The sequence below is a fragment of the Ktedonobacter sp. SOSP1-52 genome (assembly GCF_016587395.1).
The window spans coordinates 2,156,380-2,178,374 of sequence record NZ_BNJH01000001.1 but is presented as its reverse complement, the minus strand read 5'-3'; the positions used below and the strand labels follow the sequence as shown (position 1 = coordinate 2,178,374).

The following is a 21,995-nucleotide window of genomic DNA, read 5'->3' as shown; positions in this document are numbered from 1 at the left end:
TGCGGACAAAAGGCATTGTCACCAAGGACTGTGCGATTGCTCCTCAGCAGATGTTTGGGATGCCGACTTGCAAGAGCGAGGAGACATGCTTGGAGTATGTCATGGAGTTGCATTTCATCTCTTCTCCGTATCCTATGCCATCTGAAAGCATAGTGGAATGAACCCGACCCTACGGATCTGCCCACGGAATACGCAACGAGATTTAACTCACCAGTAATCTGGGATGAGGGCATTCTTCATTGCTTTTCTGTTTGCATAAGGCAGAGTTATTGCTGATTCCTTGCCAGCAATAAGCCAGAACATTGAATGAGCCTATGAAGACGCCTTAGCCCAAAACGCATCTCGTTGCGCATCCCGTGGGGGTAGCGACTCCAATTGCGGGAGTGCACGTTGGCGGGCAGCTTGTCGCGTTCCATCAACGTCCACCACCATCCACTGCTCTCCCGTCCGGTCGAACAAGCCTCCAGGAGAAGCAAACGGTAGACGCGCAAGCAGATCCTCTTGAAAGAGCGCGCGCAGGGCTTCCACAGTGCTCTGGTCGAGGGCGGCAAGAAAACGGGAAAGGGTCGAACGATGGGGCAAGCGAGAGCGATCAAAGAGGGCCATGAACGGCTCGGCAAACGGAGCAAGCCGTTCATAAAAGGCCAGCAGGGTGGGTTCGCCCGAAACCGCATAGCCGATGAGAACGGCGACAAAATCGATCACGTCGTAGTGGCCAAAGCGTGCGCGGGCGAAACGCACCTGATCGGCGATTGCCTTCAGGATTCCCTCGTGAGAGAGGCGATGCGCAAAGACGACCACTTCTGCCATCCAGGAAGGGGTTGAGGGCCTCGATTCCGGAGTAATTTGGATGTTGACCTGTAAATGTGGCATCCTTCCGTCACTCCTCAATGAACCGTGCGCGCTTCTGCCATCAAGGTTGTCACGATCTCTTCCCGGTAGTTGACGATCAAAGAGATATGACCTTCTCCTGGATAGTAGGTCGCTTGACAGTGGGGAAGCCGTCTTGCCACCGCTCGCCCCATGACAATGGGCACATCTTGATCCAGTTCACCATGCCAGAGGTACATCGTGGGGAAAGCGACGTCTTCGAGCTTGAACCCCCACGAGCGTCCCTCTCCTAACAGGGTATCGTAGGTCAGTCCTCTGGCTCCCTGGCGAAACGCTTCCACCATGGAAGCTGTCCACAGGTCACGGATTTCAGGAGCGAGGAGACTCTTGCGGTCCGGCTCAGGCCAACTCCGCGTGAAATGCGTCAGAGACGATCTTGCCTGTTCCTCGTTCTGAAAAAAGCGGCTCATGACCCACATGATGGGGATCAGCAGCCAAGGCAGTCGTTGGTAGAAGCGCACGCGAATCGGACCCACGCCAGACACGATCCCGCAGGCAGTCAGGCGGTCAGGGATGCTGTACGCGCAGGCTAAGGCATAGGGACCTCCTCCAGAGAGGCCCACCACGGCAAAGCGGTCAATCTGCAAGTGGTCAGCTACCTCGACCACATCAGCGGGCCAGTCCAACAGGCGACGGCCCTCCTGGAACTGTGACCGTCCCATCCCCGGACGATCTATGCCGATGAGACGAATCCCCGCCTGCTGTGCAGGCCGCGCCAGAAATTCCGCTTCCAGGCGAGAACCACCAAAGTAGAGTAGGGTTTTGCCGGTCGGCATGCCGTAGATTGTATAGCCGAGAGTCCTCCCGTCACGAAGATGGAGTGTGCACTCATGGGTCTCGACTGGATCAGTGCTTGACATAGCACGAGATCTCCTTCCTTTTTGATTTGAAGCAACTTGAATAGTTGGCTCTCCGTACTACTTGGTACAAGCAAACTGTACCGGAGGGAGAGGATGGAAACAAGTACGCAATTTTATCTGACAGAAGAGCGAAAGAACTTCTTTTGAAAGGAGCAATGTTCATGCCAAGGCAGAAGAAGACCACCGTCTGCCCGCTCGGCGGGGACGGTCTGGGAGGCAAATGGAAGTTTGGGATTCTGCATCAGTTATTGAGTGGACCTAAACGTTTTGGCGAACTCCGGCGGCTCTTGCCCGAGGTGAGCCGACAGATGCTCACGATCCAATTGAGGGAGTTAGAGCAGACGGGGTTGCTTCGCCGACAGGCCTATGTCCAGGTGCCCCCGAAAGTGGAATACTCGCTTACGGAACTGGGGTGGAGTTTAGAGCCGCTCTTGTGCCAGATGGGAACATGGGGAAAGTGGTACAGCGAGCAGATTGGCCCGCTGTACGATTGGCTCGTGAGCCTGGGGGGTAGATGGAAGTTTTGGATCTGGTATCATCTGTTCAGTGGCTCCAAACGCTTCGGCGAGCTACAGCGGCTTCTGCCCCAGGCGAACCGGCAGACGCTCACTGTCCAGTTGCGGGAACTGGAACAGATGGGAGTGCTTCACCGGCAGACATCCGCGCAGACGCCTCCAAAGATCGAATACACGTTGACGGAACTGGGGCACCAGTCAGAGCCGATGCTTCGCCAGATGTATGTCTGGGGAAGGTGGTGCTGCAAGCAGATCGGCGTGGAATATGATTGGCCGGTGGGTGATGAGGCGCAAGACCTAGACGTGACTGGGAAAGATCGGGAGCGGTTTCCAACTGAAGCAGGACAGAGCCAGTCAGTCTCTCATCGGACTTTTAGATGAGCCTTCTCTGCGCTGCTCCTTTGTCCTCGTATTCGAGATGTGTAGCGTGAAGAGTAACGAGAAATCCTGGCTTGCCCATTTTCTGAGTTCATAGGCTTCTCCTTTACGAACAAGTTTTTTCTACTCTCCTGCCAGTTTTTTCATTTACTGTTCAGCTATTGAACCTCGTTGCGCATCCCGTGGGCCTCATGAACATGGGCAGGCGATCGAGGCGGTGGCGCATCACCAGCAGGTCTTGGGCCATCCCCCTCATCTGGTGGCAGGCGATCGGGGAGTGCATTCGGCCCAGACGTCGAGCACGTTGGAGGCGGCAGAGGTCAAGCTGGTGGCGATCCCAGCGGAGGGCAAGATCTGTGAGGAACGCAAGAGGGAGCGGCAGACACGCAGGTGGAAGCAGGGCTATCGCTGGCGTGCGGGCATCGAGGGCAGAATTGCCAGCTTGCGACGCGATTATGGTTGGCGCAAAAGTGCGTATCACGGGCAAGAGGGGATGGAGCGCTGGCTCGGGTTGGGCGTTATCGCCAGTAACCTGCGCCATATTGCCCAGGCCACAGCCGCTTAAAGCTCAATCAGAGGGAAGCACAACCATTCCCCACAACTGTTGCGCTTACATCGGCTCCTCAAGCCTGTTTATCCATTTTGCAGGGGATACTAGTACTAGTTTGCACTGCGAAATGCAATCCGCTCCACAGGCCACTCTAGTGGCCTCCCATCCCTGAGATTGAGACGATTTGCGGGAGAAGCAGCGTATTTGAGAGGCAAGCTGATCCTGTAAACTCGCTTCCCAGGCCGCTTGCATTTCGCAGTGCAAACTAGTACTAGTATCCATTGCGAAATGCAGCCTGTAGAGCCGCTTCTTGGGCTAATCAGCCTTCTCGAAACGTGACTGAGCGATGGATAGGCTCCTCTGGCCGGAAAGAGAGGAACCAGCCCGGAAGGAGGGAGAAGCCAGAGTAAGTCACTCATGCCTGCGTTGAAATGGGATATTTCCCTGCTCAGTGGTAGAATTGGAGAGGAGGAAAGAGCCATGAAAAGAAAACTATCCCGAATGGAACGGATATTTGCCAAGATAGCGGCTCAGGCAGTCGAGACCGACCCGGTGCTCAGCGAACTGGATGCGGTTTTGGACGCATATCCGCTTGCTCGCCAGGTGTGCGCAAGATTGGATGGGCTAGGGGAGGATGCTATATCGGGAGAAGTGCTGCTGCGTCTGTTGCTCGTCAAGTATCTGTATACCTGGAGTGAGCAGGAAACAGTCGAGCAAGTGGCAGACAGCTTGGTGCTGCGTTGGTTTTGTCGGCTGGAAATGCGGCCAGCGCCCCTCGAGAGCCTCGTGAGCCGGGCAGCGAGTCAGGTGTCTCCTGCTGTGCTGGAAGAACTCGCAAACCGAGTGGAACGGGCGAGTGAGAGGGCGAAAAGCAGCGAGGGACGACTGCGGCCAGAGTTTCGCCAGCGCCAGAGGTAAACGCTCATGTTAATGGACTGCTACGCGCGAGAAGATGTATTTGCGCAGGTGCCCGAGTTGGCAGCAGAGATCGATCCTGTGCTCTCTCGCCTGAACGTGCTGCTTGATGATGACGAGTTGTATCACCAGGTGCGGGCTGACTTCGGCCAACGGTATCAATCTACGTTGGTTCACGGGCGACACTCGACGCCGGTGGAAGTGCTCTTGCGGATGCTCATCCTCAAGCACCTGTATCAGTGGAGCTATAAAGAACTGGAAGGGCGCGTCAAAGATAGCCTGGTCCTGCGCTGGTTCTGTCGGGTCGCCTTCCATGCCGTTCCCGATGCCAGTACGGTGTGGCGCTGGGAACAGACGCTGCGACCGGAAACGATCCATGCCCTGAACGATCGTGTGGTGGAGCTGGCGGCGCAGGCCAGGGTGACCAAAGGGCGCAAGCTGCGGCTGGATGCGACGTGCGTGCAGACCACCATTCATCACCCCACAGACAGCGGGTTGTTGGTGGACAGTGTGCGCGTGCTCTCTCGAATGGTGCAGCGGGCTAGACCGCTGATCCAAGCGCCAGTCAAGAATATCCAACAACTCTGCCGTTCCCGAATGCGCACCGCCCGAAGCACCGCTCAGACGTTGCATCGGCAACTGCGGCGCAAAGGGGAAGACAAGGAAGCCGAGCAGAAGAAACTGTATCAGAAGCTGGTAGAAACCACTGAGCAGATGGTGCAGCAGGCCAGAAATGTCGTATGCGTGCTGAGCAAGGAGACCCAGCAATCTGCACAACTGCTGGCACGCCAGGCTAAACAGGTCCTGCCTCTGGTGGAGCGGGTCATCACCTAAACCCGCAAGCGCGTGCTGGAGAACAAAAAGGTGCCCGCGAGCGAGAAGGTGCTGAGCCTGTTTGAGCCGCACACCTGTGCCATTCCGCGGCACAAGGGCGGAGCCCTGGTCGAGTTCGGACGACAGGTCATGCTCGATGAGGTCGAGGGAGGCATCGTGACGCGCTACGAGATCCTGGAACACCCGGAAGAGCATGGACAGGCTATCGACGCTGTGGTCCACCATCGGGAGGTGTTTGCCCGACCCCCCCATCTCGTCACTGGCGACCGTGGGGTCCACTCGGCAGACACAGAGGAACGTCTGCGGGCGGCGGGCGTCAAGCGGATCGCTATTCCGGCAATGGGCAAGGTGTCGGAGGAACGGCAGGCGTTAGAACGCACGCGCGGTTTCCGGCGCGGCTATCGCTTCCGCGCGGGTATCGAGGGGCGGATTGCAAGCCTGAGACGCGACTACGGATGGAGTAAATGCCGCCATCACGGGCAGGACGGGATGGAGCGGTGGCTGGGTCTCGGGGTTCTCGCCAGTAATCTCAGGCATATCGCCCAGAAGCAGAGTGCATAACCCCCTCCCTCAGAGGGAAGATCACTCTACCACATAAAACTCAGCAATACATAATCACTGTTGAATTTTCATCGTCTCTATAGGCCACTGGAGCTATTTCGCAATGGATACTAGTACTAGTACTACTTTGGTAGTTTCAGTGATAGAATGGAGACATGAACAAGAATCGAGGGTAGTGTTGCAAAAAAATTAAAGCTCAGCAATTTGAATCCTATATGAACATATCTCACGAGGAATAAGTGCAGAACGATTACCTTTTCTCTGTCCAACTACTTCTTGTACTGTAATTACTTGCTGCATTTTCTCAGCCCAAAATTTTTTGCAACACTACCTTCTTGAGCAGGTGGATCATGCGCTCGTACGAATGCAGCAGGCGCAACATGGTCAAGTAGGACGACTGGATATCGGGTTTGTCAACAATGCTGTGGCGACCGAGAGCTTCCTTCCCGATGTGCTCGCCGTTTACCATCAACGCTTTCCTGCGGTCGAGGTGCACCTCTGCGAGATGCATCCTGAGGCGCAACTCCAGGCACTGCAAAAGCAGCAGATCCAGGTGGGGTTTGTGGCCAGTTTCCAGGATCTCCCAGCGGAGTTTGAGGGAGAGGTGCTCCAACACATTCCGTTTGTCGCCGTGCTTTCCCCACAGCATCGCTTTGCGTCACAGCCCTCCGTCGCGTTGCGTTCCTTGATCAAGGAATCTTTCATTTTGTGTCAGCGTCAATCAACTCCTGTTCTCTACGACCGGATCATCCTACGGTGTGGCGAGAGTCCGCGTGTCACGCAAGAGGTCTCGGACATCCGTATGGTGCTTGGGCTCGTGGCTGCCAATCTTGGTGTCTCCCTCGTGCCAGCCTCAGCGATGCCCCTGCGTACGGAGGGAGTCATCTATCGCCCGCTCTCCGACGATGGTGATGTCATCATTGTCCAGACAGCTCTCGTGTGGCATCGCAAGAGCTTCTCTCCAGTTGTTGAGGGATTCCTTGCAGTTGCACGAGAGCTCCTCGCGCACCATGCACAAAACAAGAAGGGATGTTCTCGAGGACAGAATGAAATGCCAGATTGAGAAGCACGCTGCTCGCACGCGACCACGCCCGCTTTTTCACGGAGACTGGTACAGGGAACGGAGCCCGGGTGTCTCACTTTTGAGCGCCATATCTCATCCGCTGCCAGAAAAAATCGTCCTCCTCTTGGGCTCATCTGCCACCTGATTCATCGAATTTACAACTATGGCACACTGGAAGCCGCTCCCAAAGCGGCTTCTTGAATGCTCAATGGTTGTGCTGCTCAACCTTCAGGGCAAATGCCAACCCTTGAGGGCAAAAAGTGCCCACTCTTCGGGTCTGCCCACGGGATACGCAACGAGATGTAAGCAAACGAACAAAGAAATACTGGAAGAAGTTGTTGGAAGCAGACAGGGCCTCTTGCCCCTCATGAGCAGCTCAGAGGGGAGATGACACCTCGCTCAAATTCCCTGTTTGGAAGTCAATTCCTCCTGCGTTACTTCATAGCGAGAAAGGTGGGGACGCCTGCCACGGAAACTCGCAGTTGCGGTGGCCCCCACCAGGCATTACGGGCGAGCCGGTCGAACCAACTCCAGCGGTAATGCGAACGCACTTCACGAGGGGGACGTGGTGGTGGGAAAACCTTCTCAGGGCGCTCGACCAGCGCGATGATCTCGGTGTGTTGACGACGCCAATGAATGGTCCAGGTGCGGCGAAGGGCTCGGCCTGCGATATCTACCCAGCGTATTGGTCCAAGCAACACAGGCTCGTGTTCAACCAGCGCAGGTGGTGGCAAGAGGCGGCGGACTGCACTGACGCGACGAGCGCGGTCACCTTTCGCGCCTTTTGCCAGGCATTGCTCCCGAAGAGATCAGCATTGACAGTCGGTTTGGTAGGCCAGATAGACTGCGCGTTGGGTAAAGGCATTCTCTTGCCGAACTTCGCTCAACCACAGGCCTGCTCCGGCGGGGCAACGGAGCTTACCATCTTTTTGCAGGGTAAAGTCCTTTGCACCGAAGCGTCCGGTCGCTCGCCCAAACGCTGCAGCCCATTCCCATGGTCCATACTCCTCAACGGGCTCTTCACTGAAGAGAAGCAGAGGAGGGGTTTCTTTGGGCGAGGCCCATTCGATCTCACGCAGCTCCGTTTTTTGCAGAGCCTGCCCAAGCGAGAGCCGGAGGTTCCAAACTCATTGACACGCGACCTGCCAGAGTTCCTGTCCGCACTCTGTGTACGAACACCAGCGATCAGGGTCTTCTTCGACATCCTCATCCGCAAGTACGGCCTCAAAGGCTCCTCGTCCATGATAGAGATCAAGCACATCCTCGACGAGGAACCCTTCGAGAGGCAAGGTGGTAAGGAAGATCTCGTAGACCCATTCACCGATGTGCTTGCCTACCGAAATCCTCTTGTCTGACTGCGGTGCGCGGTGTCGGGCGACAATGACACGGATGGTAGGCATCCCTTCGCTTGGCGAGAGCCAGCCGCCATCAAACAACTCAACTGCTTCGTTTGTGCTTACCTGGGTGACGCATGCGGTTGGCGGGTGCGCGAGCACGCGTTGCATGTGCGGATGCTCTAGCACTCGATATCCTCTCGCCCGCGTGACCAGATGGACACCCGCTTCAATCAAGAGCGTTATGGCGACGGCATCACCATATTGCCCATCGAGGCGCACGAGAGCGACTTTTGCGGGAAGAGCAAAGAACTCCAAGTAGGTCGTGATGGCTCGAAGGGCCGAAGCGAGTTCTCCTTGATAGTCCCCATTGCCACGGCCTGCATAGGTGCCGACCCATTGGCGAGTATGCATCTGGAGTGCGACCGTGCGTGTGCGAACGACCTCCCCTCGCTTTCGTCCGGTGAAGCCTGCCCCACAGACCGCATTGAGTCGGCGACGAGGGGCTGGCAAGGTGGGATCACAGGGCAAGGCGCGCTGCCGTGCGGCCTGGCGGGTGGCATCCACATCAAAAACGAGGTAGCGGCATCCTTGCCGATCCCAAATCCCCCCGATGGACTCATTGGTCCACCGCTGGACAAAGCTGTTCTGCTCGAAGAGCGCGCGAAATGCTTCCAGACACGGAGGGTCTACGCTTGCCAGAAAAGGACTCAGCGTGGCACGATGGGGAAGATCTGCACGTCCAAACAGAGCCATGAAAGCGGCTCCAAAGGGAGTGACTCGCTCAAAGAACGCTGCTAAGGTTCGTTCCCCGCTGATCGCATATCCCAACAGGAGCGCGAGAAAATCAATCGGTTCATAGCTGCCGAAGCGTCCGCGCACCAGACGGACCTGATGAGCGAGGGCATCAAGGAGCCCCGTGGTTGCCAGATGCTGGGCAACCATCACAACTTCGGCGAACCATGTAGGCACTGAGGGGCGCTCATCTGGGGAGGTTTGAACTTCAATACACGGGTTCGGTATCATACGTAGTAAGACCTCCTACTGAGAAAAGATGTTGTTATTTCCTCAGGTAGACTTTATCCAATTACTAGACAAAAAACGAAAGGCAGAGTAAGCTTCTCTCAAAATTCTTACCAAGGAAAAAAGCGAGATGCAGACGCTGCCTAAAAGGATTATACACGTGTTGCGCCACTTTGAAACCGCTTTTAGCGAAAGGATTTGGGAATGGGCCAAAGTGCTGCTGATTGGGGCGATTTTGGCTCCTGGTGAGCGAACGGTTACCGCCATCTTGCGCGTGATGGGATGTGCCGAGGAAAAGCACTTCCAGAACTATCACCGTGTGCTTAGTCGTGCCACCTGGTCCTCGCGAGAACTCAGTCGCCGCCTGCTGGTGCTGCTGGTGTCTCTGTTTGTTGCCGCAACTGAGCCAGTGATCCTGGGGATCGACGAAACTATCGAGCGCCGACGAGGTCGCAAGATTGCGGCACGCGGGGTCTCTCGTGATCCCGTTCGTTCGAGCAAAGAGTTCTTTGTGCGCAACAAATGGGTTACGCTGGATCTCGATACTGCTGCTCACGCCAATTCCCTGGGCACAGCGGGTCTGGGCCTTGCCCTTTTTGACCGCGCTGGCTCCATCGGAGCGCTATCACGAAGAACGCAACATGCGACACAAGGTAGTGTTGCAAAAAATTAAAGCTCAGCAAATTGAGGGTATATATGAGCAAAGTCCACGAGGAAAAGATGTAGAACACTCACCTTTTATCTGCAGCAATAATTCTTATGCCGTAATTACTTGCTCCGTTGTCTCAGCTCAAAGTTTTTTGCAACACTACCGTACCTGGCTGGCCGACTCCAGGCCAGCGTCTGGGTGACGCTGCTGTGATGAAGCGTTGAGCTCCACCATCCTGCGAGAGACTCCATGGTCAGAACCGCCTGACCACCGGGTCTGTCCCCTGTTTGCATCGGGCACAACGCCCTTCACCAGCAGATGGCGCGAAGCGCACGCAATGCGGATCCCTGTCTTCTCTCTGGAAGCCGATGGGATGCTTCTGAGGTGAAAAGGTCGTTGTCCAGTTGTTTCCTCTTTCCTTCTTTTTTCACACGGAGGTGATCTCCAGCAAGACAACCCTGCATCACCCGTTTTTCTTAGAGAGAACGGAAGCGAGCAGTTCTCCACTTCTGGAGGAGAACTGCTCGCTTCTTTCAAAAGCTCATCCCTAAAATCTGGGATGTCTCATGTTTCACAACTTTATGCGTTTGCCCAAAGTACTCTAGCAAGGAAGCGATACAAATATATCCAAGTAAGACACTCGACCTCAAACCAGGGTCAGGTCCCGCAGGCTAAGAGGATTCTTTCGCTCTTTTTGAGCCATTCCCCACTCCGAAGTCCCGAGAAAATCGGCGGCATGGCGACGCGCGAACTCGGCGAAGGGGGCGGGACGGATACCCAATGCGGTATGGGTTTCGAGATGCACCACTTCCTCACCATTGCCCTTCTGACGCAATTTTGACTGCACGTCGAGTGCGTCTGCGACGTAGTCGGGAATGCCTGCCACGAGTTGTGCTTGATGCCTTTCTTCCACAGGGATGCTGACATAGCGCACGCTCTCGCCAATAGCAAGGGAAATCTGTTCGGCAATCTCTGTCATACTCAGTGCATGTGGACCTGACATCATGTAAGCCTTACCTTCATGCCCTGGGGTGGTCAGCAACGTAAAGGCGGCTTTCGCGACATCCTCCAGATCTACGGGAGTCAGCTTTCCATCCTCGAAAGGAAGGTAGAGCGCACGTTCAGTGATGATGGTGGGCACTTCCCGCAAATACTCCGTTGCGAATTGGCTAGGGCGCAAGAAGGTCCAGGCGAGCCCAGAGTGTTCGAGATAGTCCGAAATTTCTGCGTGCATTCGCGAAAAAAGAAAGGGCGAATCCAATGACGTCGTCACGCCAGAAAGCTTGATAATGTGGCGCGCGCCCGCCTTTTTGGCGGCATCGATGAACGTGCATTGAGCCTGCACCATCTGCTGGTTGGGAGAAGAGATCAGCAAAGCGCGGTCCACACCATCTAACGCGTGCCCAAGCGTCTCAGGTCGGAGCATGTCACCTTCCACAACCTCGACGCCAGACAGCGCCTCCAGTACCTGTGCCTTCACACGATTTCTGACGAGTGCCCTCACGGGGTATCCCTGGCGCGCAAACTCGTGAATCACGGTAGATCCGATCAAGCCATTGACACCTGTTACAAGAATCATGGTAGTCTCCTCTGAGCAGGGTTCGCATGGTCTTGGAGAGAGAAGTACCTTTCGAAAAACCTCTCTCGCGAACAATGCTTCACCGCTGCGCTCTTCTATTCAAGAAGTAATTAAAAAATCGTCTAGGTGCGTAATATCCTATATCTAGGATTTCTCGGTCACTGGCTTCTCTACTCTGAGCCGCAGTCCAATGATCAGATTTCAAAGGTAGCGACGCTTGCAAGGTCCAGTGATCTTCTCGATATGCAGAGTATACTCTTGAACACTGAGGGAATCTATGCTATATCGTCTTGAATAATTGTCTGAACATCTCAAACAGAGGGAATGTCATGAATGTGCTCGCCGATGTGCTAGGTGTACTCGAATTGAAAGGGTGTATCTCTGTGTGCCGGCAAACCCTCGATCACTTTCTTTTGCAATCTCATCCCAAAAAATTGAGATGCTTTATGTTCACGTATCGTTCGTTGCAACGGATTCTAGTCATCCACGAGAACTACTTTGCCAAGAGCACGACCCGATTCTAGAAATTGGTGTGCAGCAGCCACGTCTCTCAAGGCAAAGGTATGCTCATCAATCAGTGGACGCATCTTTCCCTCCTCAACCAGTCTCGCCAATTCAGTTAAGATCCGCCCATGAGTAGCACGGCTCATTCCATACAACAACAGTGTATAGATAAATACGATATGAAGTGAGAGGCATTTGAACAACAACAAACTCAGATCAAGCGTTGCATTCGGAACAATGGAGATCGATCGTGTCCTCGTGATCAGGAGAGGCCCTTGAGTATTCCGGTCCGTTCATACTCAAGGGCCTTCAAGGAGTAATTCACGATCAAAACGCATAAATAGATGTGGTAAAATGGGAGCCTGGTATCGTTACGACATCAAATGCTCCACGCCATATGAGGAGGTGCAATGAAGGCAGAAGCGATTCAACAAGAACTCGCCCATGTGTACTGGCTCGGTGGCTCACCTTGTGCAGGAAAAAGTTCGGTGGCTGATGCCTTGGTAGCAAAGTATGGATGGCAGCTCTATCGTTGCGATGAGGCATACGAGTGCCACATATCTGTTGTTACCCCTGAACTCCAGCCTATCTTTTCCAAACTGAGCACCCTGAGTGGGGATGCTTTATGGATACGGCCAGCGGCCCAACAACTATCGGAGGAAATCCAGCTGTATCAGGAAGAGTTCCCGCTGATCCTCGCTGATCTGCTTGCCTTGCCCAAAACAGCCCCTGTGTTGGTAGAAGGGAATGCATTGTTGCCTCACCTGTTAGCTCCTCTGTTGACGACCTTCCATCAGGCGCTTTGGATGGTTCCCGTTCCTGAGTTTCAAATGAAGCACTATCTACGGAGGGAATGGGCTCAAGAAGTTGTCGCGGCTTGCACTCACCCCGAACAAGCTTTTGCTAATTGGATGCAACGTGACATCTCTTTTGCGGCTTATGTTACCCAGAAAGCCCTTGAGCAAGGGTTGTCCCTTGTTCAGATTGACGGTAGCCACTCACTGGAAGAAACTATCAAGATGATCGATCGGCATTTTCACGTTATGTAATCATCTCTATACACTGCTTATCAGTGTTGTTTGGGGTTCATTTTTTCATTTGTTACATGGCCCTTGAGTATTCCGGTCCGTTCATACTCAAGGGCCAGGATAGGCTCAGCGCAAAAAAACTTGCCGCACCCCATTCTTGGTGATGAAAGACGCTTCTGGAAAGGACTATATCACTGTTTACCAATGGCGATCCAAACAAGCGAGCAGTAAGCCCCAAAATTGGGCATCAGCCGTTTAATTCTGGGATTTACAGTTCTGGCCATCTGCGTCGTACTGCTGCCAGAATTTCAGACACGTTTCTCTATCTTCTGTTGTCTACTTATTTGCTTACCAAGTTGCTTTCTGCTGCTGAGTCTGCTCCACTTCGACGTGCAAAACGTGACAGGATTAGGGCTGTTGCCAGATGAGCCGGCGTGGGAATAGATGGTTGTCAGCAAATTACTTCCCTTGTTTCTGTTGTGCGGTAGTGTCCTGTTGGTAGATATCAAGCCGCTGCTCAAGCGTCTGCGGCGGCCTGTTTGAACAGGGAGCTAAACGCTTGTACCGCCTTGCTTTGTGGGAGCGGAACTTCTCTGGTGATGAGACCAAGAGGCATATGCAGCTTCCAGTCTTTGATATGTTGGATAACTGTGTCGTCTGGAATATGGTATGTGGCGAGTTTAGGCATGATTGCGACTCCCATTCCTTGCTGGACGGCTTGCTTGATGATTTCGAGACTACCGATCTCAATGCCAATTGCCAGTGGAAGTCCGCGTGCCATAAAGGCTTGCTCGATAGCCGTGCGATAGGCACAGGGCGGATCCGTGAGTAGCAAGCATTCAGCGCATAGATCGCTCAGCAAGATCTCGTCTTGTTGCAGGAGAGAATGGTTTTTGGGGAGTAGTAGGACAGGCGTTTCGGTCAGGATTGGTTCGAAGATGAGTCCTACGTTGGCGGGTGGTGGCGTTGAGATGCCTAGATCAATCTGATTGGCTATGAGTTGTTCGTGCGTGCGGTTTGTGCTCAGGATCTCGATTGTGAGACGGATACGGGGATGGCGCTCACGAAAGGTGCACATGACCTGCATAAGATAGAGGTGTGCTATTGGCTCGATCATGCCCACACGTAACGTGCCGCTCTCTCCTGCGGCGAGATCTGAGAGATCCTGCTGCATTTGCTCGACTTGATTGAGTACATGCTGAGTGTGGATGAGGAGTGTGTGTCCTGCGGCGGTAAGCTGGATTTTTCTCCGTTGGCGATCAAAGAGTTCGACTCCGAGCTCCGCTTCAAGTTGCTGAATTTGTAATGTGAGTGTTGATTGCGCGTATTGCAGTCGCTCGGCAGCCTGGACAAAACTACCTGTCTCCGCAATCACCTTGAACGTCTGCAAATGTCGTAGATCCATAATCCTCAAACTATCAGTAAAGATGAATGTTTGCTTCGAATACTTTGTGTTGTTCGATATATCATACTCTGTTATGCTGATGGAGCGCAAGCAAATTATCCGTGTGACAACTTATTGTAGGATACGTCTGTACAGAACCCTGTCTGCTCAAGAGGGATTCAACAAGAGAAAGGACAAAATGACTACACCACTTCCGGCTCAATTAGAGCCTCTCTTTACTCATCAAACAGCACAAGTCAATGGGGTCCGTTTACATTATGTCATTGGCGGTCAAGGATTTCCGGTGGTGCTGCTCCACGGCTGGCCTCAGACCTGGTACGAATGGCGAAAAATCATGCCTGCACTCGCCGAGAAATATACGGTGATCGCGCCCGATTCGCGTGGGATGGGCGATTCGGAAAGAACGGAAAGCGGCTATGATGCCTCAACGCTGGCTGAGGACGCCTTCTCTCTGGTGCGCTCTCTGGGTTTCCAGCAGATTTTCCTCGTCGGTCATGATCTGGGGGTCTTAACCGCCTATGCCTATGCCGCTCGGTACCGTGAGGCTGTGCAGCGCCTCGTGATCCTGGACAGTCCCCTCGAAGGCTTTGGGGGCGAAGATTTTGCCATCAAACGCAAAATCTGGCACTTCGGCCTTTTCCAGGCTCCCAGGAGCTTGGCGGAATCTCTTGCCGAAGGACGCGAGCACATCCTGCTTCAGTGGTTCTTCTCCCGTGCAAGAAATTCGGCTGCATTCACTCAGGAAGATATCGACGAGTACGTTCGTTGTTATTCTGGCCGAGACGCCTTACGAGCCGGATTTGAGTATTATCGCTCGTTCTCAACCAATGCCCAGCTCTTTAAAGAATACAGCAAAGAAAAGTTACGCATCCCGGTCTTAGCGTTGGGAGGCGAATACAGCGGTGCAGGCTGGCCTTTCTATAGTCTCGCTCAGCTCGCTGAACACGTCTCCGGCGGCATCATCCCACAATGCGGCCACTATATTGCAGAGGAACAACCAGAAGAACTACTACAACGACTCAACGCATTTTTCTCTGAACAAGAGCGGTAGGCCGCCAAAAGCAGGCACAGTACGTGCAAATGTTGAGAATCAATGGTTCTCCGCCATCTTCTCAGGGCCTGTGAATTATTGCTGAGAGAACTTCTTGGGAAGGAGGAGAGCAAAAGCCTTGGGGGGTGAATTGTTTTTGCACGGCTAGCTCTTGAATGGTTTGACGGCCTTACTCTTCATAAGAGAAAAGTATCTTTATAGAGATGAGATATCTTTTATGACAATTGACGTTTAAACTAAAATAAACTCAGCAATCCTTGAGAGAGGATTGCCAAGGTGGAGGAATGTATCCAAATAGTACAGTGGGTGCGCATCAGCACACCTTTTGAGCGAAACTGATAACATCAGCGCGAAACAGGGAAATTGGCTCTGGAGAATCGAGAGAAGGAGCCCCAGAGACGAATTGTTTCGCACTATTTTGGGAAATGGGTGAGGGCAGCGCAGGGGACATCTTGTGGTTACAACAGGTGCTGGACGTTTCCCAATTATTACCATCTCTTTGCGGTCTGTGTCAGCTTCGCTGGTACTGGGCCTCCATGCCCGCTATCGAGAACGTTCCAAGGTTGGCCCTCCCCCAACATTGCCTTTCGACTTTCCAGCGAAGCTGGTGCGCATGCGCGACCTAGCGCACGCCGTTAGAAAGCAGGATCGACTCCTCGCTGAGAGGTGGCACCCCATCTTTCAGTTCCGACTCGGCTGTGTTCTCATGCCGGCGATGACGAGATCGAGCATGCGGTTGGCCCCATCAGGATCGGACGCACGTTCATTCACCAGGGCAATTCCGTAGACGAGTCGGATCACGTCGAGCATATGGACATCCGGGCGGATCTCTCCTGCGGCCTGGGCGCGCTGCAAGAGGACTGCTCCCGCCTCGTGCATCGCTTTGTTCGCCTCATAGATTCTCGTTCCCGGAACATGTTTGGCAGCCATGATGACTGCTCCCATGCTCCGCCCGAAAGCCGCGAAGTCCATTTGGAGACGAAGCCAGCTCATCAAGGCGTCGAAAGGGACCGGAGCGCTGGCGAGTGCTTCAGCACGCGCCCTCAATTCATTGGTCTCATCCAGGAACACAGCTTCAAGGAGATCCTGACGCGTGGGGAAGTGGCGATACAGCGTACCGATGGCGACCCCAGCCGATTTGGCAATGTCCTCCAGGACGATGTCAGCGCCACGCTCCGAAACCGCGACTCGCGCCGTGTTCAGCAGGCTGGCATAGTTGCGCTGGGCATCAGCTCGCATGGGGCGGCTGGCTGGTGCTGGCTCGTGCATTTCATGTTCCTCCGTTCTCCTGGAGATACGGGTCCTTGACAAAGTGAGGAACCCTCCGTTATTATATGAGAGGGAAATCTGAGGGTCCCTCCGTTTAGTATGAGGAAGTAGCCTCATTTTATCACAGTCACGATTCATTTTCCAGGGAGAAGGAGAACTTTCCTATGCGTGTTTTTGTCACAGGAGCAACAGGCTACATCGGTTCCGCCGTCGTCCGGGAGCTCATTGGTGCTGGTCATACCGTTGTCGGCCTTACCCGTTCAGACAAGGGTGTCGAGGCCTTGAAGGAAGTTGGGGCCGAGGTGCAGCGCGGTATCCTTAACGACCTCGACAGCCTGCGCGCCGCTGCGGCGGCGGTGGACGGCGTTATTCACCTGGCGTTTGAGCACAACCTCTCGGACTTCGCGGCCTCGCTCACCACCGATCTGCGCGCCGTCGAGACGATGGGGACGGCGCTCGCAGGCACAGGTAAGCCATTCGTGATCACCGCGCACCTCAACGGGGAGGCATCGGAGAACGCGCTGCTCGCCCTGGCGGGAGTGCGATCAGTGGTCGTCTCTCTCTCTCCGTCTGTGCACGACGAGGATGACAGGCACGGCTTCGTACCGAGACTGATCAACATCGCACGCGCGAAGGGCGTCTCGGCCTATATCGGCGACGGGTCCAACCGCTGGCCCGCCGTTCATCGCCTCGATGCGGCGCACCTGTACCGCCTGGCCCTGGAAAGCGCCCCGGCGGGGTCACGGCTTAATGGGGTCGGCGACGAGGGTGTCCCCTTCCACGACATTGCCAGCGTCATCGGTCGCAATCTGAACCTGCCAGTGGTCAGCATTGCCCGCGAAGAGGCAGAGGCTCACTTCGGCTCTTTTCTGGGCAACGTGGTGGCAAGCGACTTCCCGAGGTCGAGTGCCCAGACCCAGGAACTCCTGGGATGGCGGCCTGTGCATCCGGGATTGCTCGCGGACATCGAACAGCACTATGTCAACAACTGAGATAAGGCTCAGGACCACTCTTTATAGCAACAGGTCATAAGGAGAAACGGACCTGGAGATTCAGAAACAGTTCTCAAGAAATCGAGGGAAAGCATGAAAGCAATCGTTCTCTACGAGTACGGCCCCGCGTCAAATCTCGCCTATGAAGATATCGCAGACCCCAGACCCTCCGAAGGCTCGGTGCTCGTGCGCGTCGCGGCCACCAGCATCAACCCTGCTGATTGGCGGGTACGCTCTGGCGCAGTCAAGGACTTCATTCCCATAGCGTTCCCCTACATCCCCGGCCTCGACCTCGCTGGCACCGTTGTCGAGGTGGGCGAGGGCGTCACCGGTTTCGAGCCTGGCGACCGAGTCATGGCTGTGGCTCGACATACCTACGCCGAACTCTGTACCGTCAAAGCCACCGACCTCGTCAAGATTCCCGATGGCCTGGAGATGACCACCGCTGCCGCGCTTCCACTGGTCAACGTCACGGGTGATGCGATGATACGGCTTGGTGCCAAGGTCCAACCCGGTCAGACCGTCCTCATCACCGGGGCTTTAGGTGGCGTCGGTCGCTCAGCGGTCTTCGCAGCATCGCAGATCGGGGCTCGCGTCATTGCTGGCGTTCGTGGCAAGCGACTGGACGCTGCTCGACACCTTCCCGGAGTGAGCGAGGCCATCGCCATCGATGATGATGCAGAGATTGAGAAACTCGGTCCTCTCGACTGCGTCGCCGACACCGTCGGTGGGGAGCGCGCCGGCCAGCTCCTTGCCAGGGTCAAGGAAGGTGGCACGTTTGGTTGTTTCCCAACGCAAAACCCGCGAAACGCTGCGCTGCATCCTACTATTCAGATCAATATTGTTATCGCGCCAGTCAACTCCGCAACGATCTTGCGCTATGCAGAGGCGGTACGCGATGGCAAGTTGACGATCCCAGTCGAGCGTATCATGCCGCTCGCTGATGCCGCCGAAGCACAGGCAATCGCCGAAAAGGGTGGTACTGCCAAGATTATCCTCACCGCCTGAACACGCGCGATCAGGAGTGCCCGCGACCGCCACGGTTTTCATCACCGTGGCGGTCGCGGGCCGTGATCTCTTCAATTACCACGGTTCGTTCGGTGTCTCACTGGTGGACTGGCCAAGACATGATGGCAGGACGACGTTGCAAAGGCACTCTCAGCTGCTCCTCTTTTCAGAGATGGTCGATTTCAACGCTTTGCGCTGATGCGTGTCCGTTTTGCCTCAAAAGGTGTGCTGATGCGCACCAATGTACGAGCCATATGAACCAAAATCAGGAGCATCCTCCCATGAACAGAAACACATTGAACGACTTTCGTCACAAGATCTATCGGTGCTTTGGGAAAGCCAGAGATGCCCTGTTCAATCTGGTCGACGCGCTCTCCAGCGAAGCAGCAGCCCACAGCTTTCCCGAATTGTCGTTCTCGCCATTCTTTGAGCGGACCTGGGCCAGCTTGTACGAAGCTCTGGAAGACGGTCAGATCGATGCAGCGCGGCTGCGCGAGGTGTTTGTGGACTTCGCGCCCCTGCCTCAAGCAGGTGAGTTCGTGTTTCTGGGCGTGGACACCAGTAACCTGTATCGCCCAGAGGCCGAAACAGCCGAGGATCGGACGCTGGTTCCGATGGCTAATCTGCCCAAGAACAGCCATGCGGCCAGTCCTGGTTGGGTCATGAGCCATGTGGTTCTCTTGCCCACCCAAGCTGGTCAAGGGACCTATGTGCTGGACACGGTGCGGGTGCGTTCGACGGAACAAGCGACAGAAGTTGCTGCCCGCCAACTGCACGCGGTAGTGGCCTTGTTGGTCGCACGTGGGTTGCATCCCATCATCATCGGCGATCGCTGGTACGCCTGCGCGCCGTTTCTGGTACGGCTGGCTGATGTGAGGGCGTGTAGCCTGTTGCGCGTCAAGAGCAATCGGGTGTTCTATCGCCCGGCTCCTGTACGTGTTCCCGGTCAGATCGGGGCCAGTCGCAAGGATGGAGACCGCTTTCAATGCAAGGATGAGAGCAGCCACGGGAAACCGGACGAGACCTGGGAAGGCGCTGACTCTAAAGGAGCGCGGGTCGAGGTACGGTGTTGGAAGCACTTGCACCTGCGTCCCGCCCGTTGGATAGAGGTCTCGGTGATCCAGATCATCCGTCATGGAGCCGCAGGTCGTGCGCGTGATCCCAAGATCAGTTGGTTTGTCTGGCAAGGCGATCTGCCTGCTCCTCTGGCTGAAGTCAGCCCGACGTATCGCTTGCGGTATTCGCATGAGCATGGCTATCGTTTCGACAAGCAGGAGTTGCTCTGGGATATCCCACGGCTGAGTACCCCTGAGCGCACCGAACGCTGGGCCCAAGTGGTGGCCTGTGCGCACAATCTGCTGGTCCTGGCTCGTCCACAGGTGGTGGGTTGCTATAGGCCGTGGGAGACGCACCACTCGGTGCTGACGTTGACGCAGGTACGACGGGCGATGCCCACCCTTTTGCAGCAGTTGGGAACACCCGCTCGACCACCACAACCACGGGGAAAAGCGCCAGGACGCGCCAAAGGCTTCCATCCCAAGCCCAGGACACGCCGTCCCGTGATCCGTAAAACGAGTAAAAAGCAGAAAAAGAGCAACAACGCCGCCGCCGCTTGAGGGTATTTGACTGATCTTTTCATCTTCACTCGTCTTTCTTGGCTCTGAGCCATCCATTCTATGGCTCAGTTAGGCTCGCGTTAGTTTAAACATCAAATGCTCAGAAAAAAGAGAGGAGTCGTCAAATAAACGCATCCTTCACCAAAATTGAGCCAGACCCATTTAGTAATCATATTTACAGTCACGCGACGGGTGTTTTCCCTCGTACCGCTATTTTTCCGACTGTTCGATCTAACTTACTATCCGTAAGTTCTGAGTATCGGAGAGTGTCGCTATCTCCCTTGGGCGAGATGTACAGGCACCGCTGTACGGCAAATGCGCGGCCAAAAGCGCTCGCCTCGCAGGCCCGGGCCAGCGCTGGCCCGGGCCGAGAGAACTCAGTCCCCGAGCGCGGCCGCCGGACTACGACGACAGTTCAGCGCGGCGCGACCACCAGGCCTCGGCGGCGGTCATTGCGCTCTCGGCCTCGTGGATGCTGCCGCCGACGAGTCCGGCGGTGGCGGCCCAGTGCAAGGGTATAAGGGCCAGAGCCCCGGGGAGCCAACGGTGCTCGTCGCGAGTCAGCGGTTCCGGAGCCGTGCCTTCGTAGGCGTCGAGCAGTCGTCGCGGATCGAGCCATGCGCCGCTCTGTGCGACGTCATTCAGGCTGCCCGCGATGTCGTACAGCCGCTCCCTGACCCTCGCGAAATCCAGGTCGAAGGTGGCCCATGAGCTGTCTGACAGTTCTCCCGCGTTGTGCAAGCGGTAATCCCCATGAATCGGAGTGCATGGCAGTTCGAGGCCCTTCCGGAGCTTGGAGAGCTCGCCAGTCAGTTGGCGCATCCGACGCACGACCGGCTCGCTGCCGGGTCCAAGCCGGCGGCGTGTGAAGCCGACCGAGTAACGCAGTTGCCCGAGTGTTCTGTGGTCGTCGAGAGGTTCGGGCGGACTGGGCTCCCAGACTGCTTTGAGCGCCGCGTGAAGACGTCCGAGCTCCTCGAATAGGCGGACGTAGGAGTCCTCGCTCGCCCGTGGCTGCACGTGACCGATGAACTCCTCAAGCTCAGCCCAACGATCAGCGACCCTCACGAGGTCGGAGCCGAACATCCGAATCGGCCGAGCGACTCGGACTTGGGTGCGCTGGAGCCGCTCGCGCAGGCGTCGCAGTCCAGCCACTCGGCCGCGCGTTACCCACGGCCTATGAACCCGGAGGACAACCGGCGGCTCAGCGTCTATTCGCACGTTGAGGTTGAACGAACCGCCGATGTCTGCCCATCCGGCCCCTCGCGCGACGCGGGTGATCAGGGCCGAGACGGCCGGATCATCTGGGCTGGCTCTAGATCCGAACCAGCGCGGCAAGGCAGGGGGAGAGGTCGAAGCTTCGATTCCGGTCATGGCAATGGCCCACCTTCATTTATGATGCTTATCGCAGATAGCCTTCTCAAAGAGAAAGCTCTTGAACCCGCTTACAAAGCCCTTTCCCTCGTTAAGGGAGGGAAAAGGCAACACCGAAATTACGTCAAACAATTATCAAATTTTGCCGCCATTTAGTAATCATATTTACACTGTCCAGGGAGCAGGACTGGCAGCAAGACATCTTGCCTCGATTTCCGCCAGTTCTATCGGACTCAGAACCATCTTTCCCTGGATAGCGAGAAGCAGACGCTGCATATTCGAACGAGAACGGCCTATGAACAGGACATCAACATTGTTCGCTGGCGTTCTGTCGTGCGTCACCTGCATCACGGTTCGATGCCCATCAGCAAATATGACCTCAACCCCTAGCTGACCTCTATCCAACTCGATCACTTCCCAACGAACGCCAGACACGGCGGAGAGACGCACCTCAACTCCTGGTAAATTCACTGAAGGGCTGACAGTTTTTGAACTGAAGGATGGGAACTTGCTCTGAATGTTGAGCCGCACAACCATTGGTTGCTTGAGAAACCACCTCTGGAGCAGTTCACGGTACTCGACATTTGTAAATTCAC

The 21,995-nt window shown here is 55.3% G+C and carries 18 protein-coding genes and 3 pseudogenes; 11 read left to right on the top strand and 10 right to left on the bottom strand.

The window, feature by feature from the left end; translation table 11 throughout:
* Window positions 1–312: 312 nt before the first annotated feature.
* Complete coding sequence (locus JMJ16_RS10240) at window positions 313–873, bottom strand: hypothetical protein (RefSeq protein WP_236601370.1); 561 nt, start codon at window positions 871–873, stop codon at window positions 313–315.
* 14 nt (window positions 874–887) lie between these two features.
* Window positions 888–1,751, bottom strand: coding sequence for an alpha/beta fold hydrolase (locus JMJ16_RS10235; RefSeq protein WP_201380913.1), 864 nt, complete (start codon window positions 1,749–1,751; stop codon window positions 888–890).
* A gap of 161 nt (window positions 1,752–1,912) precedes the next feature.
* Between JMJ16_RS10235 and JMJ16_RS10230 the strand changes: the two genes are divergently transcribed.
* The 5 genes and pseudogenes from JMJ16_RS10230 (at window position 1,913) to JMJ16_RS10210 (ending at window position 6,567) form a co-directional block, all read left to right on the top strand.
* Entirely contained in the window at window positions 1,913–2,647 is a 735-nt protein-coding gene (locus tag JMJ16_RS10230) for a helix-turn-helix domain-containing protein (protein WP_201380911.1), read from the top strand.
* A gap of 184 nt (window positions 2,648–2,831) precedes the next feature.
* Window positions 2,832–3,209: pseudogene (locus tag JMJ16_RS10225) on the top strand (transposase); the annotation flags it as partial.
* Between the two features lie 465 nt (window positions 3,210–3,674).
* On the top strand, window positions 3,675–4,112 hold the full coding sequence (locus JMJ16_RS10220) for a transposase (protein WP_201380907.1): 438 nt from the start codon (window positions 3,675–3,677) through the stop codon (window positions 4,110–4,112).
* 6 nt (window positions 4,113–4,118) lie between these two features.
* Window positions 4,119–5,504: pseudogene (locus JMJ16_RS10215) on the top strand (ISNCY family transposase).
* 319 nt (window positions 5,505–5,823) lie between these two features.
* The gene (locus JMJ16_RS10210) at window positions 5,824–6,567 is read left to right on the top strand and encodes a LysR family substrate-binding domain-containing protein (protein ID WP_201380905.1); all 744 of its coding nucleotides are present in this window, start codon (window positions 5,824–5,826) and stop codon (window positions 6,565–6,567) included.
* A 434-nt stretch (window positions 6,568–7,001) separates the two neighbouring features.
* Here JMJ16_RS10210 and JMJ16_RS10205 read toward each other — a convergent pair whose 3' ends face one another.
* The gene (locus JMJ16_RS10205; protein WP_201380903.1) at window positions 7,002–7,301 is read right to left on the bottom strand and encodes a hypothetical protein; all 300 of its coding nucleotides are present in this window, start codon (window positions 7,299–7,301) and stop codon (window positions 7,002–7,004) included.
* A 393-nt stretch (window positions 7,302–7,694) separates the two neighbouring features.
* Window positions 7,695–8,927 carry a hypothetical protein gene (locus JMJ16_RS10200; protein WP_236601368.1) on the bottom strand — a complete coding sequence of 411 codons (1,233 nt, stop codon included), beginning with the start codon at window positions 8,925–8,927 and terminating at the stop codon, window positions 7,695–7,697.
* Window positions 8,928–9,054: 127 nt separating this feature from the next.
* On the opposite strand from JMJ16_RS10200, the pseudogene JMJ16_RS10195 reads away from it, so the two are divergent.
* Window positions 9,055–9,583: pseudogene (locus JMJ16_RS10195) on the top strand (transposase); the annotation flags it as partial.
* A 636-nt stretch (window positions 9,584–10,219) separates the two neighbouring features.
* On the opposite strand, the gene JMJ16_RS10190 reads toward JMJ16_RS10195, so the two are convergent.
* Both JMJ16_RS10190 and JMJ16_RS10185 read right to left on the bottom strand, forming a co-directional pair.
* Window positions 10,220–11,152, bottom strand: coding sequence for an SDR family oxidoreductase (locus JMJ16_RS10190; protein WP_201380901.1), 933 nt, complete (start codon window positions 11,150–11,152; stop codon window positions 10,220–10,222).
* A gap of 476 nt (window positions 11,153–11,628) precedes the next feature.
* A complete protein-coding gene (locus tag JMJ16_RS10185) occupies window positions 11,629–11,802 on the bottom strand; it encodes a zinc-binding dehydrogenase (RefSeq protein WP_201380900.1) in 174 nt (57 codons plus the stop codon).
* 264 nt (window positions 11,803–12,066) lie between these two features.
* Between JMJ16_RS10185 and JMJ16_RS10180 the strand changes: the two genes are divergently transcribed.
* On the top strand, window positions 12,067–12,705 hold the full coding sequence (locus JMJ16_RS10180) for a hypothetical protein (RefSeq protein ID WP_201380898.1): 639 nt from the start codon (window positions 12,067–12,069) through the stop codon (window positions 12,703–12,705).
* 496 nt (window positions 12,706–13,201) lie between these two features.
* Here JMJ16_RS10180 and JMJ16_RS10175 read toward each other — a convergent pair whose 3' ends face one another.
* Entirely contained in the window at window positions 13,202–14,089 is an 888-nt protein-coding gene (locus JMJ16_RS10175) for a LysR family transcriptional regulator (protein WP_201380896.1), read from the bottom strand.
* Window positions 14,090–14,267: 178 nt separating this feature from the next.
* Here JMJ16_RS10175 and JMJ16_RS10170 point away from each other — a divergent pair, with 178 nt between their 5' ends.
* Window positions 14,268–15,140: an alpha/beta fold hydrolase gene (locus JMJ16_RS10170; RefSeq protein WP_201380894.1), complete on the top strand. Its 873-nt coding sequence runs from the start codon at window positions 14,268–14,270 to the stop codon at window positions 15,138–15,140.
* A 681-nt stretch (window positions 15,141–15,821) separates the two neighbouring features.
* Here JMJ16_RS10170 and JMJ16_RS10165 read toward each other — a convergent pair.
* Window positions 15,822–16,409 carry a TetR/AcrR family transcriptional regulator gene (locus JMJ16_RS10165; protein ID WP_201380892.1) on the bottom strand — a complete coding sequence of 196 codons (588 nt, stop codon included), beginning with the start codon at window positions 16,407–16,409 and terminating at the stop codon, window positions 15,822–15,824.
* 164 nt (window positions 16,410–16,573) lie between these two features.
* Between JMJ16_RS10165 and JMJ16_RS10160 the strand changes: the two genes are divergently transcribed.
* The 3 genes from JMJ16_RS10160 to JMJ16_RS10150 all read left to right on the top strand — a co-directional run bounded on the left by JMJ16_RS10160 (window position 16,574) and on the right by JMJ16_RS10150 (window position 20,025).
* Entirely contained in the window at window positions 16,574–17,401 is an 828-nt protein-coding gene (locus JMJ16_RS10160) for an SDR family oxidoreductase (RefSeq protein ID WP_201380890.1), read from the top strand.
* A gap of 93 nt (window positions 17,402–17,494) precedes the next feature.
* The gene (locus tag JMJ16_RS10155) at window positions 17,495–18,409 is read left to right on the top strand and encodes an NADP-dependent oxidoreductase (RefSeq protein ID WP_201380888.1); all 915 of its coding nucleotides are present in this window, start codon (window positions 17,495–17,497) and stop codon (window positions 18,407–18,409) included.
* Window positions 18,410–18,690: 281 nt separating this feature from the next.
* Window positions 18,691–20,025: a transposase gene (locus JMJ16_RS10150; protein WP_201380886.1), complete on the top strand. Its 1,335-nt coding sequence runs from the start codon at window positions 18,691–18,693 to the stop codon at window positions 20,023–20,025.
* Window positions 20,026–20,427: 402 nt separating this feature from the next.
* Here JMJ16_RS10150 and JMJ16_RS10145 read toward each other — a convergent pair whose 3' ends face one another.
* Both JMJ16_RS10145 and JMJ16_RS10140 read right to left on the bottom strand, forming a co-directional pair.
* The gene (locus tag JMJ16_RS10145) at window positions 20,428–21,399 is read right to left on the bottom strand and encodes a phosphotransferase (protein WP_201380884.1); all 972 of its coding nucleotides are present in this window, start codon (window positions 21,397–21,399) and stop codon (window positions 20,428–20,430) included.
* 165 nt (window positions 21,400–21,564) lie between these two features.
* Window positions 21,565–21,849 carry a hypothetical protein gene (locus tag JMJ16_RS10140; protein ID WP_201380877.1) on the bottom strand — a complete coding sequence of 95 codons (285 nt, stop codon included), beginning with the start codon at window positions 21,847–21,849 and terminating at the stop codon, window positions 21,565–21,567.
* Between the last annotated feature and the right edge of the window lie 146 nt (window positions 21,850–21,995).